14 protein-coding genes are annotated in these 19,119 nt (G+C 47.5%); 9 read left to right on the plus strand and 5 right to left on the minus strand.

What is annotated here, in order from left to right; translation table 11 throughout:
• The first annotated feature begins 3 nt into the window (after positions 1-3).
• From J0M30_03910 to J0M30_03930, 5 genes are all read left to right on the plus strand, one after another.
• Positions 4-600, plus strand: a complete 597-nt coding sequence (locus tag J0M30_03910) for a hypothetical protein (GenBank protein ID MBN8666623.1) — start codon at positions 4-6, stop codon at positions 598-600.
• Positions 601-710: 110 nt separating this feature from the next.
• A complete protein-coding gene (locus J0M30_03915) occupies positions 711-2,510 on the plus strand; it encodes a FlxA-like family protein (protein MBN8666624.1) in 1,800 nt (599 codons plus the stop codon).
• Between the two features lie 97 nt (positions 2,511-2,607).
• Positions 2,608-3,225, plus strand: coding sequence for a DUF3109 family protein (locus tag J0M30_03920; GenBank protein MBN8666625.1), 618 nt, complete (start codon positions 2,608-2,610; stop codon positions 3,223-3,225).
• A gap of 99 nt (positions 3,226-3,324) precedes the next feature.
• Positions 3,325-4,704 carry an iron-sulfur cluster-binding protein gene (locus J0M30_03925; GenBank protein MBN8666626.1) on the plus strand — a complete coding sequence of 460 codons (1,380 nt, stop codon included), beginning with the start codon at positions 3,325-3,327 and terminating at the stop codon, positions 4,702-4,704.
• A 13-nt stretch (positions 4,705-4,717) separates the two neighbouring features.
• Positions 4,718-6,022: a hypothetical protein gene (locus J0M30_03930; GenBank protein MBN8666627.1), complete on the plus strand. Its 1,305-nt coding sequence runs from the start codon at positions 4,718-4,720 to the stop codon at positions 6,020-6,022.
• 68 nt (positions 6,023-6,090) lie between these two features.
• On the opposite strand, the gene J0M30_03935 is transcribed toward J0M30_03930, so the two are convergent.
• Both J0M30_03935 and purH read right to left on the minus strand, forming a co-directional pair.
• Positions 6,091-6,999 (minus strand): EamA family transporter, encoded by a 909-nt coding sequence (locus J0M30_03935; GenBank protein ID MBN8666628.1) that lies wholly within the window; start codon positions 6,997-6,999, stop codon positions 6,091-6,093.
• Between the two features lie 197 nt (positions 7,000-7,196).
• Positions 7,197-8,714, minus strand: coding sequence for a bifunctional phosphoribosylaminoimidazolecarboxamide formyltransferase/IMP cyclohydrolase (gene purH, locus J0M30_03940; GenBank protein ID MBN8666629.1), 1,518 nt, complete (start codon positions 8,712-8,714; stop codon positions 7,197-7,199).
• A gap of 120 nt (positions 8,715-8,834) precedes the next feature.
• On the opposite strand from purH, the gene J0M30_03945 reads away from it, so the two are divergent.
• Positions 8,835-10,412 (plus strand): M20/M25/M40 family metallo-hydrolase, encoded by a 1,578-nt coding sequence (locus J0M30_03945; GenBank protein MBN8666630.1) that lies wholly within the window; start codon positions 8,835-8,837, stop codon positions 10,410-10,412.
• Between the two features lie 123 nt (positions 10,413-10,535).
• Here J0M30_03945 and J0M30_03950 read toward each other — a convergent pair whose 3' ends face one another.
• Together J0M30_03950 and J0M30_03955 are read right to left on the minus strand one after the other, a co-directional pair.
• Complete coding sequence (locus J0M30_03950) at positions 10,536-12,548, minus strand: ComEC/Rec2 family competence protein (GenBank protein ID MBN8666631.1); 2,013 nt, start codon at positions 12,546-12,548, stop codon at positions 10,536-10,538.
• A gap of 75 nt (positions 12,549-12,623) precedes the next feature.
• The gene (locus tag J0M30_03955) at positions 12,624-13,106 is read right to left on the minus strand and encodes a PepSY domain-containing protein (GenBank protein ID MBN8666632.1); all 483 of its coding nucleotides are present in this window, start codon (positions 13,104-13,106) and stop codon (positions 12,624-12,626) included.
• Positions 13,107-13,481: 375 nt separating this feature from the next.
• On the opposite strand from J0M30_03955, the gene J0M30_03960 reads away from it, so the two are divergent.
• From J0M30_03960 to J0M30_03970, 3 genes are all read left to right on the plus strand, one after another.
• Entirely contained in the window at positions 13,482-13,964 is a 483-nt protein-coding gene (locus tag J0M30_03960) for a hypothetical protein (protein MBN8666633.1), read from the plus strand.
• Positions 13,965-14,694: 730 nt separating this feature from the next.
• Positions 14,695-15,510 carry a sensor histidine kinase gene (locus J0M30_03965; GenBank protein MBN8666634.1) on the plus strand — a complete coding sequence of 272 codons (816 nt, stop codon included), beginning with the start codon at positions 14,695-14,697 and terminating at the stop codon, positions 15,508-15,510.
• On the plus strand, positions 15,507-16,166 hold the full coding sequence (locus tag J0M30_03970; GenBank protein ID MBN8666635.1) for a response regulator transcription factor: 660 nt from the start codon (positions 15,507-15,509) through the stop codon (positions 16,164-16,166). The genes J0M30_03965 and J0M30_03970 overlap by 4 nt, the downstream gene beginning before the upstream one ends.
• Before the next feature lie 48 nt (positions 16,167-16,214).
• Here the strand turns inward: J0M30_03970 and carB are convergent, their stop codons facing one another.
• Positions 16,215-19,061, minus strand: coding sequence for a carbamoyl-phosphate synthase large subunit (gene carB / locus J0M30_03975; GenBank protein MBN8666636.1), 2,847 nt, complete (start codon positions 19,059-19,061; stop codon positions 16,215-16,217).
• Positions 19,062-19,119: the final 58 nt, after the last annotated feature.

A 19,119-nucleotide genomic window follows, 5' to 3' on the forward strand; every position in this document is an offset into this window, starting at 1 on the left:
CATATGCAAAAAGCCCGGATTTGGTATTTCATTGGTATTGTCTCCCTGGTCCTCTGGGCCTGCAACAGTCCCTATTCCTTTAAGAAGCGGGGATATTTCAAGATCGCGTTTCCCGAAAAAAAATACCAGGTATTTGACAGACCCGGTTACCCCTACACTTTTGAGTATCCGGTATATGGTGAGATCATTCAGGACAGTTTGTTCTTTGATCAAAAAACGGAGAATGACTGGTGGCTCAATGTGGATTTTCCCGGATATAATGGACGTATCCATATCAGCTATAAGGATGTGCGTAACTATGATTTTGACTCGCTCGTGAGCGATGCATTTCAAATGTCTTTCAAACAACATACCTATAAGGCATCGGGTATCCGTGACAGTGTGATGAAAACCCCGAATGGCATTGAAGGGATCTATTTTACCTTAATGGGTAATACGGCCACCGCCAATCAGTTCTTTTTAACCGATAGCACCCGCCATTTTTTACGCGGCGCCCTCTACTTTTCCGCCACCCCCAATAGCGACTCCCTCAGCGTGGTCAATGATTTTTTTAAGAAGGATATGTTGCATTTGATTAATAGTGTGAGGTGGAGGGAGTAGGCGTGAGGCGTGAGGCGATGAAATTCGGGTGTAAAATTAACTATTTTTAAATATCTTAAATTTCCTTACTCACGGTTCACGACTGACGTCTCACGATACAAACACCCCCCATGAGAAAACTCCTTCCCCTGCTTGTTCTCTTTCTTTTATCCTTCGCGGCCCAGTCGCAGCAAATGGCGATGGTGGATAGCTTTAAGCGTAAGCTTGCGGCAGCAACTACAGATCAGGAGCGGGTGCAATATACCGGAAGGATAGCCATGATGTTGATGTCGGTGAACCCGCAGCAGGCGGATAGTTTTGGTAAAAAGGCCATTGAGATCGCTGAATTTTCCCGTAACCGGACACTCATGGTAAAGGCCTATCGGTACAATGGCCTGCGCTTTTCATATGTTGCGGGTAAAAAAGAGAATATCCAGACTTCCATTGGGTATTATCAAAAAGCCCTGAAGCTGGCACAGGAAAGTAAACTGGAGGACGAACAGGCCTATACGCTTCTTGGACTCTCTTCGGTACAGTGCCTGATACCCGATGCGGATAAGGCATTGAATTTTGCCACACAGGCTTTTTCGTTGGTGGGAAATTCAGGAAGAGACAGTTTGGAGGCGGAGTGTTTTATCAGTTTTGGGGATGCCTACCTGGTCAAAGACGAGAAATTATTGGCGTTAAAGAATTATTTCAACGCCGTTCGGATCGCCGAAGGGACAAAAAAGGTCAAGCAGAAATCGTCTCACCTGGCGCTATTAAGACGATGTTATACCAAGTTGCGTGATTATTATTTTGTGATCAAGGATTATGATAAATCGCTCGACTATGCCATGCAGGGTAAGGAGATTTTAAATCAAACCAATGAAGGCGGCGAGAAATTCAATCTGGTAAACGATCTTAATTTCATTGCCGGTCTTTTTTCCGCCAAGGGAGAGTTTGAGCTTGCCCGCTCCTCGTATGATGAGGGATTGAAAATTGTGGACAGTCTGAAGTTTGATGCCATGCGGATACCCGGTTATATTGGATTGCTCAATCTGTATCTCGACTCTAAAAAGCCCGCAGAGGCCCTTGATTTCCTTCGCAACAACCAGCAGTTGCTGGTTTATTTAAAGCGGATGGGTTTTTCCAGTGTCATAGACCAGGCCTATGGGGTCATCTATTCCGAAATGGGGGTATTGGATTCGGCGGGTTTTCATTTTCAACTGGCGCGTCCTGCATTTGAGGCAGTGATGGGCAATGCCGGTAAAGTGGGATTTTTTACACAATACTCTACCTATTACCTTCGGGCCGGGAAATACCCCGAGGCCATTGATGCCCTTCGGGTTGCACAGCAAATTGCGATAGAAACACGCAATCTGGAATGGCAGAAGCGTATCGCCGAAAAACTCGATTCGGCAAGTCAGTTGTCCGGAAATTATAAAGAAGCCCTTCAATATGCCGCATTAAGCAAGTCGCTCGAAGATTCATTGGAACAACTGGGTAAACAGGAGGATCTGCTACAACTGCAGATCGCGGATGCCCAACAACGTGAAGAGCGATTGCAGGCTGAGAAACTGGAGAAGAAACAACAGCGTGACCGTTACCAGTACCTGGCCATTACAATTGGAATCGCCATCTTTTTTGTGGCGTTGGTGATGTTGGGAATGTTCCGGGTTTCTGCCAATACCATACGGATCATCGGGTTTTTTGCGTTCCTGATGTTCTTTGAATTCATCTTCCTTTTGTTTAAGAAAAATATTTATGGTCTCACCGAAGGCGAACCCTGGAAGGACCTGGCCTTTATGATCGCCCTGGCCGCTATTCTCGTTCCCTTGCACCACTGGCTTGAGCACAAAGTGATCCATTACCTCACCAGTCATAACCGCCTGAGTATTTCACGGGGGAAGGCGTGGGTGAGGGGGTGGTTTGCTAAGCGTGAGTCGTGAGACGTCAGTCGTGAGAACGACATCTCTACTCACGATTCACGTCTCACGCCTCACGCCTCACGCCTCACGTTTCCTTATCTTTGCCCAAACCCATTCCGTGATCGTAATTGACAATAAGATCATCAGTGATGATATCGTAGAAAAAAAATTTCTTTGCGACCTTGCCAAGTGCAAAGGGGGTTGCTGTGAGGAGGGAGATGCGGGTGCTCCGTTGGAAGATGAGGAGTTAGATATCGTCATAGAGATGTTTGAGAAAGTCAAACCCTATCTTTCTGAAGCTTCCCTGGCTGAAATAGAGCGTAAAGGAAAATATGTGTACCATCGTGAATTTGGCTGGGTAACCCCCACGCTTGGAAAGGATTCGGAGATCTGTGTATATGGCATCCGTGAAAAAAGTGGATTGATCAAATGTGCCTTTGAGCAAGCCTATTACGACGGCCTCATCCCCTGGAAAAAACCCCTGAGCTGTCATCTTTATCCCATCATCGCCTATAAAGGCAAACATGGGGATTATGAGCGGTTGAATTACGAACCCCGCGAAAAACTTTGCAACCCTGCCTGCAAATTGGGAGAGAAAGAACAACTACCCGCCTACAAATTTTTGAAAGAAGCCATTGTGAGGAAGTACGGGGAGGAGTTTTATGGGGCGCTTGAAGAAGCCGCTGTAAGGCATAATCGTCCGGTCACCAAAACGCCAGGAAGCACAAAGAAATGATACTGTGCTGTGCGAGACCTCTGATATCGCACAGCCTCGTTTTAATTTCCCTCAATCCTAAAATCCAATAATCCTCAAATCCTGGTATATCTTTGCCTCATGTCCGAAAATGCAGCTTCCTTTATTGCCAAAAGCACCATCAAAGCGGCCGACCGTGAGCATCGCCGGACAATCAATTTCAATATAGGCAAGTACAATGCGGTGGTCCCTCAGGGGAAAGCCCAGTTTTCCGAACTCCTCCTCGCCCGCGAAAAGGCCAAGAATGCCAAGTGGAAGGCGATGGAAAACCTCGATCGCTACCTCGAAGAATTTGAAGCCAAGATCACCCGCAGGGGGGCCAAGGTCATTTGGGCCGAAGATGCCCAGCAAGCCCTGGAGGCCATTGGCAAAATATGTGAAGAGAAGAATTGCCGCACCCTGGTGAAGAGTAAGAGCATGGTGACGGAGGAGATCCACCTCAATCATTTTCTGGAAGAAAAAGGGATTGAAAGTGTAGAGACCGACCTGGGCGAATATATCCAGCAACTTGACGGCGAACCACCTTATCATATCGTTACACCCGCCATGCACAAGAGCAAGGAGGATGTGGCCCGTTTATTTGCGGAGAAACTGGGTACCAATCCTAAACTCAATCCCACACAACTGACACAGGTGGCCCGCGAAAAACTTCGGGAGAAATACCGTCAGGCTGAGGTTGGCGTCACCGGGGCTAATTTCATACTTCCGGATATTGGAGGTATTGCGGTAACGGAAAATGAAGGAAATGCCCGGTTAAGTTGTTCTTTTCCTGCTACCCATATCGTGGTGGTGGGGATCGAGAAAGTGATCCCTTCGGTCAATGACCTGCAATTATTCTGGCCCCTGCTGGCCACCTATGGTACCGGACAACGTGTGACCGTGTACAATACCGTGGTAACCGGACCGCGTCAACCCGGCGAGACCGATGGCCCGGAGGATATGTATGTGATCCTGCTTGACAATGGACGTACCAATATCCTTGCTGATCCAAAAGCCAGAGAAAGCCTGTATTGCATCCGTTGCGGAGCCTGTTTGAATGCCTGTCCGGTGTATAAGAATATCGGGGGACATAGTTATGAAACCACCTATAGCGGCCCCATTGGCGCCGTGATCACCCCCCACCTGAAAGAACGAAAAGAATGGAAGCACCTGAGTTATGCTTCTTCCCTTTGCGGCAATTGTACTGAGGTTTGCGCCGTACGGATCAACCTGCACGAATTACTTCTCGATAACCGCCACGATTCTGTCCAGGCTGGTGAAGCGGTCTTTGCCGAAAAAATGGCCTGGAAAGTATGGAAACAGGCCATGCTCAGCCGCCGGATGATGAATTTTGGGGGATCCAAGATCCGCAACAAAGTAGTGAACTCCCTCATCAAAGGCTGGAAAGATACCCGGGGTGAGATCGAGTTTCCGGCCCGTTCCTTTAACCAGCGATGGAAGGAAAAATTTGGGGACAGATGATTAACTTCATTTCGTGATCCTTTTTACCGAACGCATATCTTCCCGATTGACCTATTTCGCGGAATTCCTCAGTGGGGAATGTCTCGAACAGGGTTTGGTGATCACATCCGATAAAGAACAATACCTCGCCAGTACCGAGCCCCGCATTAATTATAGTCTGCATAAACTGGCTGACAAAGAGATCCACATCATACCCGAAGGGTTGCTGTTTGAAAAAAATATCCGGCCACGGGAAATCCTGTGTGAGGATTGGCAGGGAATGCCCGCCTTCTTTTTTACAGGAGGAGATATCCCCTTTGATCTTTTTTCAGCCGCCTTTTATTTGCTTTCCCGGTATGAAGAGTATCTGCCCAATGAAAAAGATGAGTATGGCCGGTTTGGGCATAAAAACTCCATAGCGTTTAAAAATGCGTTTCTCCATCGGCCCCTGATCAATGAGTGGCTGACGGCATTGAAGAATAAAGTCCTTGCTCTTTTTCCCGGATATCCTTTCCGGCAAAAGGCTTTTGATCTGCTACCCACCTATGATATTGATATTGCCTATTCGTATAAAGGAAAAGGTGGGGCACGAAATGGCGCCGCACTATTTCGATCAATTTTGAAGGGGGATGGCAGAGCCTTTAAAGAAAGAAGAGCGGTTTTGAAAGGAAGGGAAATTGATCCCTATGATTGTTATGACTGGCTGGATGAATTACACCTGTCTACTGAATATCCCGCGATCTATTTCTTTCATGTGGGGCAAAGACGCGGGACCTATGATAAGAACATTCATCCGGGCCAACCCGTACTGCAACAACTGATCAAACGAACGGCTGCACATTTCCCTGTAGGTGTCCATCCTTCCTGGCGAAGCGGGGATGAAGAAAAAATGTTGGAAAAGGAGATACAAATTCTTTCAGGTATCGCGGGGAACCCGGTTACGATTTCACGTTTTCACTATATCCGTTTTCACCTTCCTGAATCTTACCGGCGATTGATCGCCCTGGGTATCCGGCATGACCATTCGATGGGATATGGAAGTATCAATGGTTTCAGGGCTTCGGTGGCTTCACCGTTTTATTGGTATGACCTGGAGCGGGAAGAGCGGACTTCTTTATTAATATATCCCTTTTGCTATATGGAAGCGAATTCCTATTTCGAGCAGAAGCAGAATGCGGAGCAGGCGTATGCGGAAATGATGGGTTATGCAAAAAGGGTTAGAGAGGTAAAGGGAATGATGATCACGATCTGGCATAATCATTTCCTTGGAGAGTCTGCTTTTAATGGCGAATGGCGAGCGATCTATGCGCAATTCTTACAACATCAACATTCCCTCTAGCCTTCCTTTGCGCCTTAGCGCCCTGGTGGTAAGATTTAACCGCAAAGACGCTAAGGCGCGATGGAGCACTAGAGTTTATAAGCCCGGTTGACGAGGTACACGCCGAGTATGGTAATGATGCCGCCTAAGGCAATATAGATGGTGAGTTTTTCCTGAAAAAATAATGCACCAAGCACAACTGCTACTATAGGGTTGATGTATGCATAGATCGATGCCAATTCAGTCGGAAGCCTTTGCAGGGCATACAGATAAGCGACAAAGGAGATGACGGAACCAAACAGTACAAGGTAGGCAATGGAGGCCCAGGCCTCCCAGGGAATCTGTGCCATCGGTACTGCACGACCACTGACAGGGGCAATGATGGAAAGCACGACCCCGGAGATCAACATTTGAATCCCCAAACTGAAATAGGCATTAAAATGTAGCGCTTGTTTCTTCGTATAAAGTGTACCAAAGGCCCAGGCCAGAGTGGCGATCAGCGAAAGAATGATACCAAACAGAAATTCGGGATTGAAAAAATCTTCAAAGTGTTCGGCGAAGATCACACATACACCACCAAAACCGATCACCAATCCTACTATTGCCATCACCGGCATTTTTTTACCATCGCCCAACAAACCTATAAACACTAGCCATAAGGGAAAGATGGCTCCAATGATGGCACCCAATCCACCGGAACGAATCCCCTCCAATCCCCAGGTGGAGAATCCATTGGCAATGATGAAATTTAAAAAACTAAGGATCAACACCGGCACCCACTCTTTTCCCTTCGGGAATGCCATGCCTTTATACAAAAACCAACCTACATAAATGGAACCTCCAATCAGTTGCCGGATACCCGCCAACTGTAAGGCCGGCATATGTTCCACCCCCACCCGCGAAGCCAACCAGGTAGTACCCCAGAAAAAACACACCAACACCAAGGCAAAAATGGCCTTGTTGTGGGAGGAGGAGGAGTATTTGGTTAGTGGGGACATTTTTTTTGTTGGTTGTTGGATGACGGATGTTGGATGTTGGATGATGGATGTTGGATGATGGATGTTGGATGACAGATGACGGATTTTAGTAGATAAGTGGTTCGCCTCTGGAATTCTTTCATTCAACATCAGTCATCTGTCATCCGTCATCTGTCATCCAACATCCATCATCCAACATCCAACATCCACCCCGATGCTCAATGCCTAAAATGCCTCATACCTGTCATCACCATTGCCAGGCCATTATTCACACAATATTCAATTGAATCTTTATCACGAATGGAGCCGCCGGGTTGGATATAAGCGAGTATTCCTTCGGCATGTCCCATTTTTACACAATCATCAAATGGGAAAAAGGCATCACTGGCCATTACCGCGCCATGGAGGTCAAATTGAAATTGCCGTGCTTTCTCGATGGCATGGCGTAAGGCGTCCACGCGACTGGTTTGTCCGCAGCCTTTTCCTACCAATTGCAGGTCTTTGACCAGTGCAATGGCATTTGATTTCAGGTGTTTGCAGATCAGGTTGGCAAAGGCAAGGTCTGTCATTTGTTTGTCCGTACAGGAACGGCCACCGACCTCTTCCCATTTCTCAAAATTGCCTTTGTCTTTATTTTGCACCAATACCCCATTCAAAAGAGACCGGGAGCTATTGGCGTTTTCTTTTCCCGTCACAGGTTTTAATTGTAAAAGGATCCGGTTCTTTTTCGCGCGCAGCACCTCCAGTGCATCCTTGTCAAATGCCGGAGCGATCAATACTTCAAAGAAGATTTCACTGATGGCATCGGCGGTGGCTTTGTCAATGGTTTGATTGGAAACGAGTACGCCTCCAAAGGCACTTTCGGGGTCTCCGGCAAGGGCGGCATCCCAGCTGTCTTTTACTGTGGCACGTTGGGCCACACCGCAGACATTGGTATGCTTGATGATCGCAAAAGTGGGTGCTTCAAATTCACGGATCAGTTCAACGGCCGCATCTACATCAACCAGGTTATTATATGAAAGTTCTTTTCCATGTAGTTGGTCGAATAGCTGGGTCAGGTCGCCATAAAAAACACCCTGCTGGTGGGGGTTCTCTCCATATCGCATGATCTTTGGTCCGGGTACGGAACTCAGGAAATAATCCCCACCCGTCGGCGTGAAGTATTGAGAAATGGCAACATCATAATGCGCGCACACTTCAAAAGCACGGGCGGCAAAAGCGCGACGTTCCTCGATGCTGGTCTCTCCCTTTTGTTCTACCAATATTTTTTCCAACGAAGCGTAATCATTTTTGGAAGCGATCACGAGCACATCACGGAAATTCTTGGCCGCTCCGCGAATCATGGAGGGCCCACCAATATCGATCTTTTCAATGATGAGTTTTTCTTCGCTGGTGTTCGCTACCGTTTCTTCAAACGGATAAAGGTCAACGATCACGAGGTCGATCACCGGTATCTCGTATTGCTGCATCTCCTGTATATCTGTTTCATTGTCGCGGCGACCGAGTATACCTCCAAACACCTTTGGGTGCAGGGTCTTTACCCGTCCACCCAGAATGGAAGGATATGAGGTCACGGACTCCACCGGGACACATTTTACCCCAAGCCCTTCAATGAATTGCTGGGTACCACCGGTGGAATAAATGGTAACACCCAATTTTTCCAATTGCTTGACAATGGGCTCGAGTCCGTCCTTATAGAAAACGGAAAGCAGGGCAGATTGAATCTTCTTATTCATAATGGTAAAAAATGAGGCAGGCGTGGTTAGAGAAGCCGCAAAATTAGCAGAATTTAGCCGGTTGGCAAAAGAGCTACTTCCCTAAAATGGCCTACCTTCCTGTACTTAAATCCCCACATCATGAGAAAATTGCTTTTTATATTCCTTGCTGCCCTTGTCATGCAGGTTCAGGCACAGGAACCCATTGACAAGATGGCTGTTGACAAGATCCGCAAAGAAGGTATGGACAATTCAAAGGTGATGGACCTGGCTTTTCGTCTAACAGATGTTAGCGGGCCACGTTTGACCGCCTCGCCCGGTTTTTTAAAGGCTGCCAATTGGGCCAAGGAAGAACTGACCCGGATGGGATTGAAGAATGCCACGCTGGAACCCTGGGGCGATTTTGGAAAGGGATGGGAGCAGACCAAATGTTATCTGGCCATGAAGACGCCCTATTATTCACCCCTGATCGCACAGCCGCTGGCCTGGACAGGCAGCACTCCCGGTGGATTGATCCAGGGGGAAGTGGTGTTGGTAAAAGCAGCAGATACCACCGAATTATTGGCCTATTCCGGGAAACTGAATGGTAAGATCGTGATGCAATGGACAGATGCGAAACTCAGTCCCTCTTTTGAACCCGATGGAAACAGACACAAAGACGAGGCCCTGGAAAGAATGGCAGCGTCTGCCGGTCCAAATACCGGAGCCGCCGGGAACCGTCCGAATGCTGGCGCCAACACGAATGAACAACAGGCGCGGGCAAACCGGATGGCGGTGCAGCGCCGTATGCGTGACCTGCTCAACAGCGAGAAGCCTGCTCTGATCCTTCAAATGAATGCACGGGGAAATGATGGAACCATTTTCGCCAGTAGTGGTGGAGGATACCAACCCAATGCTCCCGAAGCACCGGCCACACTCATGCTCTCCAGTGATGATTACCTCCGCATACAGCGTTTGATTCAGGCCGGAGAAAAAGTGACGCTGGAAGCTGATGTACAGACCGTTTTTTACCAACAAGACATCAAAGGCTATAACGTAATTGCTGAAATACCCGGAAGCGACCCGAAATTGAAAGATGAGATCGTCATGCTTGGCGGGCACCTGGATAGCTGGCATGCAAGCACCGGCGCTACGGATAATGCGGCTGGCTGTTCCGTAATGATGGAAGCCGTACGTATTCTGATGAGCACGGGATTAAAACCCAAGCGCACCATACGGATCGCCCTTTGGAGTGGCGAGGAACAAGGTTTGCATGGCTCCAGAAATTATGTAAAAAATCATTTTGCCGATCCGGCTGTGATGGAACTTAAACCCGAACACGCGAAAGTTTCCGCTTATTATAACCTGGACAATGGTACTGGTCGCATTCGCGGGGTGTACCTCCAGGGCAATGCCAGTGTAAAAGACATCTTTGCCAAATGGCTGGAACCCTTTGCCGATCTGGATGCCAAAACTATCACATTGAACAATACAGGTGGAACCGATCACCTGGCATTTGATGCTGTTGGCATTCCCGGTTTTCAGTTTATTCAGGATGAAATTGAGTACAATACCCGGACCCACCATACCAATATGGATAGTTATGATCACCTCGTAGCCGACGATTTGAAACAGGCTTCAGTGATCGTCGCTTCATTTGTTTACCATACCGCGCAAAGAGACGAGAAATTACCCAGGAAGGAATTGCCAAAGCCGGTACAAGGGAGGAGGGGGTTTTGAGTGGAGGTTGGAGGTTGGATGACAGATGACAGATGACGGATGACGGAGACAACTGTGCGAGACCTCTGGTCTCGCACAATTGTCTTGTCGCCTCTGGCGACTCGAAAAGCAATCTTTTCAACTTTATAGATAATAAACATAACTCCCCTCCCGCACATCCCACACACTCACACTGCTCTTTTTCCATCGCCTAACTGTCTTGTATGTATTCGATGCATCAATTACAACCATCTTTACCTGTAGTTTTTCCAATACTTCACCCGGATCTATGATGGGATCATGGGAGATGATCAGCAGGTCGAGTTTGGCAGGCAACTTATCAATGGATGATTTATTTGATAGAAATCCGATCGTTTTCCCTTTCCATTTTATACTGATTATCTCATCTGTTACTGCTTTTATTTCGTTGGCTATCCGATTTTGAATACGGCAGGGGCGGATATGAAATGAAAAAGTGGATCGGTTTGTTATAACACCGGTATCCCCGAGGAATTGAATGGTCCTTCCGGTTCGTAAATCCATTGCCCGCTTTCCATTGATGGAATAAATGATCAACTGGTTTCGCGCAGCGGCCTGATACAGATTGTATGTTCTCTCCCCCATAAAAAGCATCAGGCAAAAAAGGAATAACCTGATTTTTCTTATTCGGTTAAATGGCAGGAAGGGGATGACTATCAGTAGGTAAAGAAGTATGGTCTGGCACCAGGAAATGAACAAGGGTTCCCAAACAGAAAAAGGCCATTGATTGACAAAAGATACCCATTGGGTCATCCACCGGATAAGATGAAAAAGTATAAACCCGGTGAACTGTGTGGCCCAGTCCCACCAGGCAAGGGCACACAGACCGATCTCCCCCAGAAGTATGATGTTGGAAAGGGGAACTGCGACCAGGTTAGCGGCCAGAAACCAGGTAGGGAATTGATGAAAATGATACACACATAAAGGGAAAGTAAGGACCTGGGCCGATAAGGTCACCGCATTCAGTTTCCAAAAAGCATCCATCCATTTTTGCCGAAAATAAAATAGCCGGTACACGAGCGGGTAGAAGACAAGGATGCTAAGTACGGCGGCAAAGCTCAATTGGAAACCAATATCACCTAACCAATAGGGTTGATAGCAGAGCAGGGCAAAGGCGGCAAAAGCAAGACTATTGATCGCGTTTCCTTTGCGGTGAATGGCTTCGCCCAACAGGATAGCGGTAAACATAACGGCGGATCGGAGAACGGAAGGCGATCCGCCCGCCAGCAAACTAAAGAACCAAAGTGCCGCGATGATCAAAATTGCCCTAAGCCAGCGCCCCTGTGTATGATTTTTCAACGGCTTAAAGAGTAAGAGCAACAATCCATAAATCAATCCCAGGTGCATGCCGGAAATAGCTATGATATGCACCACACCTGTTTGGGCATAGATGGTTTCCATATCCTTATCCAGGTCATCCTTATATCCGATAAGCAGTGCTTCGGCCAATCCAACCTCCTGTTTACCTGGAATCGCCTGGCGCATGATTTCGAGTACACGTTGCCGGCAGTAATCAAGCACCCAGGCCAATCCAGCCGGGTCTCCTTTTTTGCGCAGGCGAAATTGATCTGCTTTCAGATAGACCTGATGGGTGATACCCTGGTGGAGGCTATAGGTTTTGTAATCAAAACTTCCCGGATTGGCGGGAGGGGCAATGGTCCGGGGAGAAACGCGTGCCTGTATCCAGCTTCCTCTGGGAAATTGGAGAAAGACACTGTCTTTTGACGTATAAAGCCAGGCGCGAATGGACCTGTCTTTTTGCCAAAGGCGCACCTGGTTTTTATATGACCTTGGCCCCTGTTTCCAGTCACCTTCAATAAGGAGGGCATAGTCCGTCTCGCGCCAATGGGTGTCGGGAGATCCGTTACGATGTTGTTGAAGTACCATTACCCATAAGCCGATCATCACCAACAGGGCATGAATGGATATTACGGGTAGCCAACGGAATTGAAATTGCCGGCCCGGACGAAAGCAAGCAAACAGCAGCAGAGGCAATAAGGCCACAAATAGTCCCCGGGCAATAAGAGACAGGGAAACCGGCAGATACCATTGCAGGAGGATTCCGGATAAAAAAGCAGGGAGGATCCGGACAAAGGGTATTTGTTTCCAACGGGGCATGAACCGGTAAAGCTAGGTTCATGCACCCGTTGGAAAAACCGTGTTTATGCGAATTTCTCCAATGATTAATGCGGCCTAGTTACTCTTCCAATAGGTGTTGGTTTCAGCAACTTTGGCGGTGATGGTCTCGATCTTATTGCGAAGAAGTGCATTGTTCACACCCCGGTTCTCGATCGCCAGCCCCATCATCAATCTCCCACTTTCTGTAACATAGAACTGACAGGGTTGAATGATCCCGTTTTGACGGATAAGCTGTGCGTTCTTGGAGGAGTAGTCATCAAACTTATTTCCGAGGTTAACCGTGAGCCAGATATAATTGGTGCTGGCACTGATCTCATAACCTACGGGAACATTAAAACCATCCTTCACATGTTTTACTTCATATTTTTCCTTTCCCGGCGTTGCTTCCAACACTTTTACCTCAAAACCCAATTGGATCAGCATCTCTTTTAATTGGCTTCGGGTAATGGGATCACAGGATTGTGCATTGGTTTGGGTGGGGTTGCCGGTTAACAATACCAGCACAAAAATGGCGGGGGCCAGAAGACGCTTGAGCATGATCTTTATTTTCGTTATACGAATTACGTTTCAGAGATAAAGGTCATAATTCAGAAGGGCACCTGAAATACCCAACGCCCGGTATTTTATAAACAAGTTAGCCACCAACATGTAGTTTTTGGCGAGCTACGTGTAAAGTGCAGTGTTTCGTACTTTTTTTCACGGTACATTTGGCCACAATTTCAACGGATTTACTTCCTATTTACACGGTATTTTTTTTACAAGAAAAATACTAGCGGTTGATTTTCTTCATGTTATAAATATATTTAATTTGTAATTCATTGATTAGCATTAACTTGCTACGAATTTCTCATGGATAGTCATCATAGTTTTAGGTCAGGGTTCAGATTTAAAAACAACTAAAAAAAACAAACTATGGTGACTATTGAAAAAAAGGCCTTACAGGCAGGAAACTATGTGAACACAGGTCATGTGGATACCGTGATCAGGAATTACAAGCAGGAGCGTTGGGTGCATAACACCAGGCGTCTCGGGAAAGAAGATTCACTGAGCGTATGGTACAGTGTGGAGGAACTGGAAGGGTTCCTGGCCACGGTCAAAGAGCAGGGTGGTGATGGTATTCGGATGTACTTTGGTGCATACGGCCCTGATTATTCCGGCAACCCACTTTATGCTGGTCGTCAAACCATCGTGCTGGTGGCTACACGTCATAAAGAAACGCCTACCGGAGAGGTTGACAAAGATCTCTACATCACAACCGAGAAAGGCAATACCGTGTTGGCTTACAATATCGGTCGTTTATGCCCTCCAACATGTACGCAGCAAGGTGGTGGACAAGGTGAAGACCTTGGTGTGTTGCTGGTGGATAAAGGAGATGATGGTATGGTCATTGTTTGATACCATCCATTCGGAGACCGCTAAAACACAATATTACCAATTGACCAGAAAACCTCCCTCAAGGGAGGTTTTCCCTTTTATAGTCCTATTTTAGCAGCAATTAGCAAGATGATATTATGTTACCCGCATACATCTATTGCATTTGCGTGTGTTTTGTTGTTAGCCTTTCCCTCTTTTTCAGGGTAAGGCAGGACCATATTCCTTTGAGAGTATTCCCACCTTTTCTTTTACTTACTTTAATTGCTGAAGTATGGGGTGATTATTTATGGCAGAGTGGACGTAACAATATTCCCCATTACAATTTCTTTTCAACCTTTGAAATTGCCTTCTATCTTTTTTTTCTCGCCAAAATTCACCGCACAAAAAATATTCGAAAGGCAATATATATAGTAACACCTATATACATTGTTTTCGCTTTTTTGAATATCATGTATTTTCAAGGCTATAATACTTTTCACACTATCAGTTTTTCCGTAGGCAGCCTATTGATCGTATTTTTTAGCATCACTTATTTTCTTGATCTTCTTCGTTTTCCTAAATCCGAAGACCTGATCACCAACCCCTATTTTTGGATTTGCTCCGGGCTGCTATTTTTTTACATTTGCGGGTTCCCTCTATATGGATTGGTAAACCTTTGGGCAGATATTGCACCTATACTAATCGACAATTTGAGTAGGTTCATCAATATCCTGAATATTTTTCTTTATAGCTTATTCACTATTTCATTTATATGCATAAGAACCCGGAAATATACTTTGTAGTCATCACAGGGATCATCCTGGGTCTTTTGCTGGTCGGTTTTATCGTTACCATTGCCTTCCTCTATCAACAAAGCCGTCACCGCCAGGAGCGGGAAATGGCACAGATCAAGCAGAAATATGATGAGGAGATCCTTCGATCGCAATTGGAGATTCAGGAGAATACTTTACGGAATATCGCTCAGGAGTTACACGACAATATTGGCCAGATGCTTTCTGTGGTCAAACTTTCCCTGGCTGCCATTCAGTTGGATAAGGGCCATCCGTCCTATGAAATCGCGCATCATTCGCAAAGTGTGCTGAATAAGGCCATTTCCGACCTTTCGGATATCACCAAGAGCATGCACACCGATCGGATCAATGATGTGGGCCTCGCCGATTCCATTCGGTTTGAATTGGCATCCATCACCAATGCCGGTCTGATCAGAGTAAATTTTGAGCTGACCGGAGAGGAATTCCCCTTTGGCGAGCAAAAAGCCGTGTTCCTGTTTCGCATGTTTCAGGAACTGCTCAATAATACCCTTAAACACGCCAAAGCCACTCATGTATCCGTTTCCCTCCATTTTGAGGAGGATGGTACCTTTAGGATGGAAATGAGTGACGATGGTATCGGTTTTGATGTGGAGGCCAAGAAAGAAACCCACGAAGCCGGAAAGGGCGTGGGACTGAAAAGCATCTTTAACCGTGCCCACCTGATCGGTGCACAACTTACCATGGAGAGCCACACCGGGGCAGGTACCCGAACCGAGATCGTACTGCCCGGACAGACCGCATCACAAATGAAATGAAGAAGACCACCAAAAAAATTCCCGTCGCGATCATCGACGATCACGTCCTGCTGAGGTCAGCCCTCTCCAGGCTGGTCAATACATTTGACCAATACACCGTGCTTTTTGAAGCGGATAACGGAAAACGACTCAAGGAGCAAATACTCCTGCACCAGGTACCGGAGATTGTACTGCTGGATGTAAATATGCCGGAAATGGATGGCTTTGAAACCACCCAATGGCTGCACAAGAACTACCCCTTCATCAAAGTACTGGTGCTCTCCATGCTCAGTGATGAAAAAACCATTATCAAAATGTTTCGCCTGGGTGCACGGGGCTACCTGCTCAAAAACACCGACCCGGAAGAACTCCGGAAAGCACTCGATGCGATCAATAACCAGAATGTCTATTTATCTGAATATGTTTCAACCAAACTGGTAACGGGTTTGAACAATGCCTCGGACAAGGTAGATTCAGAGGTGGTGCTGAATGAACGGGAACGGGATTTCCTCCGGCATACCTGCTCCGAACTCTCCTATAAAGAAATAGCAGAAAAAATGCACCTCAGCCCACGTACGATCGATGATTACCGGCAATCACTGTTTGCCAAATTAAAAGTACATAGCCGGGTGGGGCTGGTGATGTATGCAATTAGGAATGGGATTGCGGAAGTGTAGGTCAGAAGTCCGGTGTCCAAAGACCGACGCCGGACCCCTTTCTGTAACCTACTTACTTAAATACATACTCCGGTCCTTGTACAACTGCCTGAAATACGGGTCGCGGAGGTTCTTGATAAATCGGATCGCTTCGCCGGTTGACTTCATCTCCGGTCCAAGCTCCTTATTTACATTGGGGAATTTATTAAAACTGAACACGGGCTCCTTGATCGCGAAACCATCCAATACCTTTTCCTCGGGAATATCCGACACCTTGATCTCATCCAGCATCACCTTGGTAGCATAGTTGAGATAGGGTTTTTGATAAGCCTTGGCAATAAAGGGAGTGGTACGTGATGCACGCGGATTGGCTTCGATCACATACACTTTTCCTTCCTTGATGGCAAACTGCAGGTTGATCAATCCTTTTACTTTTAATTGGAGGGCGATCTTCTTGGCATAATCCACCATATCCTGTACCTCCAGCGGAGTGAGGTTGAAAAAGGGCAATACCGCATTACTGTCACCACTGTGGATACCTGCGGGTTCAATATGTTCCATAATACCCATGACATGGAATTTCTCCCCGTCACAGATCGCATCGATCTCGGCCTCCTGGCAACGATCGAGGAAGTGGTCGATCAGGATCTTGTTACCTGGAATATGTTTGAGCAGACTGATCACTGCTTTTTCCAATTCATCATCATTCAACACGATCCGCATTCTTTGTCCACCCAGTACATAACTCGGGCGCACCAGTACGGGGTATCCTACCCGGTTGGCCACTACGATGGCCTCATCCACATCATAGGCGGTACCATATTCGGGGTAGGGAATGTCCATGCTCTTGAGCATATCGCTGAAACGACCGCGGTCTTCGGCAATATCCATGCTGTCGAAGCTGGTACCAATGATCCGGATGCCTTTTTCATGAAGTTTTTCCGCCAGCTTGAGGGCTGTTTGTCCACCCAACTGTACGATCACACCATACGGTTGTTCATGTTCAACGATCTCCCACAAATGTTCCCAGTACACCGGCTCGAAGTAGAGTTTATCGGCCATGTCAAAGTCTGTCGAAACCGTTTCGGGGTTACAATTCACCATGATGGCCTCATAGCCACATTCTTTCAGGGCGAGGAGTCCGTGAACACAGCAATAGTCAAATTCAATTCCTTGTCCGATCCGGTTAGGACCTGACCCCAGCACGATCACTTTCTTCTTATCGGATACTTTTGATTCATTGGAGCTCAGGTGGGTGTCTCCCTGAGGGCGTTCTTCAAACGTGGAATAGAAATAGGGTGTCTTGGCCTCAAATTCGGCAGAACAGGTATCTACCATTTTATAGACCCGGGTGATACCGGCGGCCTTTCTCTTTTCGTAAATATCTTCTTCATTGCCATGCTGGATGATCCGGTTGATCTGTTCATCACTAAATCCATGCATCTTGGCTTTTTTCAAAAGATCAAGTGGCAGGGATTCCAGGTCGTATTTACCCAGTTCTTTTTCAATATCACAGATCTTCTGGATCTCATAGAGGAACCAGCGGTCAATTCCCTGAGTGGCTTTGGAGATCGTGTTTACCGATACACCGGCCATCAACGCATCTTTGATGCGGAATATCCGGTCCCATTTCGGGGTCTTGATGTATTCGAGCAGGTCATCGGCATGCATCAGGCTTTTGCCATAATAGCCAAGCCCTACGGCATTGTTCTCGAGGCTCTGACAGGCTTTTTGTACCGCTTCGGTAAAACTGCGACCGATGCCCATCACTTCACCCACACTTTTCATTTGCAGACCGAGGGTATCATTGGCGCCTTTGAATTTGTCAAAGTTCCAGCGGGGGATCTTGACGATCACATAGTCCAGCGCCGGTTCAAAATAGGCCGAGGTGGTCTTGGTGATCTGGTTTTCCAGTTCATCGAGGTGATAGCCGATGGCCAGTTTGGCCGCGATCTTGGCAATGGGATATCCGGTAGCTTTCGAGGCCAGGGCGGAGGAGCGGCTCACCCGTGGGTTGATCTCGATCGCGATGATCTCTTCGTTTTCGGGATTGAGCGCGAACTGTACGTTACAACCTCCCGAGAAATTACCAAGGTCACGCATCATCCGGATGGCGGTGTTGCGCATCAGTTGCATGGCGGTATCGCTCAGGGTCATGGCCGGGGCCACGGTGATGGAATCACCCGTATGCACCCCCATGGGGTCGAAATTCTCGACCGAGCAGATGATACAGACATTATCTGCAGCGTCGCGGAGAAGTTCCAGTTCAAATTCCTTCCAGCCGAGTACGGCTTTTTCCACCAGTACTTCGTGGATGGGCGAGGCCTGGAGCCCTCGGTTCAGGGCTTCGTCGAGGTCTTCTTTATCATGCACAAACCCGCCACCTGTACCACCGAGGGTAAACGAGGGGCGAATTACGAGGGGGAATCCGATCTCCTGGGCAAATTCCTTTCCTTCGAGGAAGGAGTTGGCGGTTTTCGCCGGGGCCACGGTCACGCCCAACTGGATCATCCACTGGCGGAACTTCTCGCGGTCCTCGGCTTTATCGATCGCTTTGATGTCCACCCCGATCAGCCGCACATTGTATTGTTTCCACAATCCCAGGTCTTCTGCCTCCTTTGCCAGGTTGAGGGCGGTCTGGCCACCCATGGTAGGCAATACGGCATCGATCTGGTTTTCCTGCAGGATCTGCTCTATGCTTTCCACGGTTAGTGGGAGCAGGTAAACACGATCGGCCATCATGGGATCGGTCATGATCGTGGCGGGATTGCTATTGATCAGGATGACCCTGACCCCTTCTTCACGAAGGCTGCGGGCCGCCTGGGTACCTGAATAATCAAATTCGCAAGCCTGGCCAATAATGATGGGACCTGAACCGATGATGAGGACTGACTTGATGGAAGCGTCTTTGGGCATTTTGGGTTTGAATTTTAGAGCCGGGGCAACCGTCAGGGCATAAAAAAACCGGGTATGA

This window comes from Chitinophagales bacterium, assembly GCA_017303415.1.
Classification (GTDB): domain Bacteria; phylum Bacteroidota; class Bacteroidia; order Chitinophagales; family Chitinophagaceae; genus SpSt-398.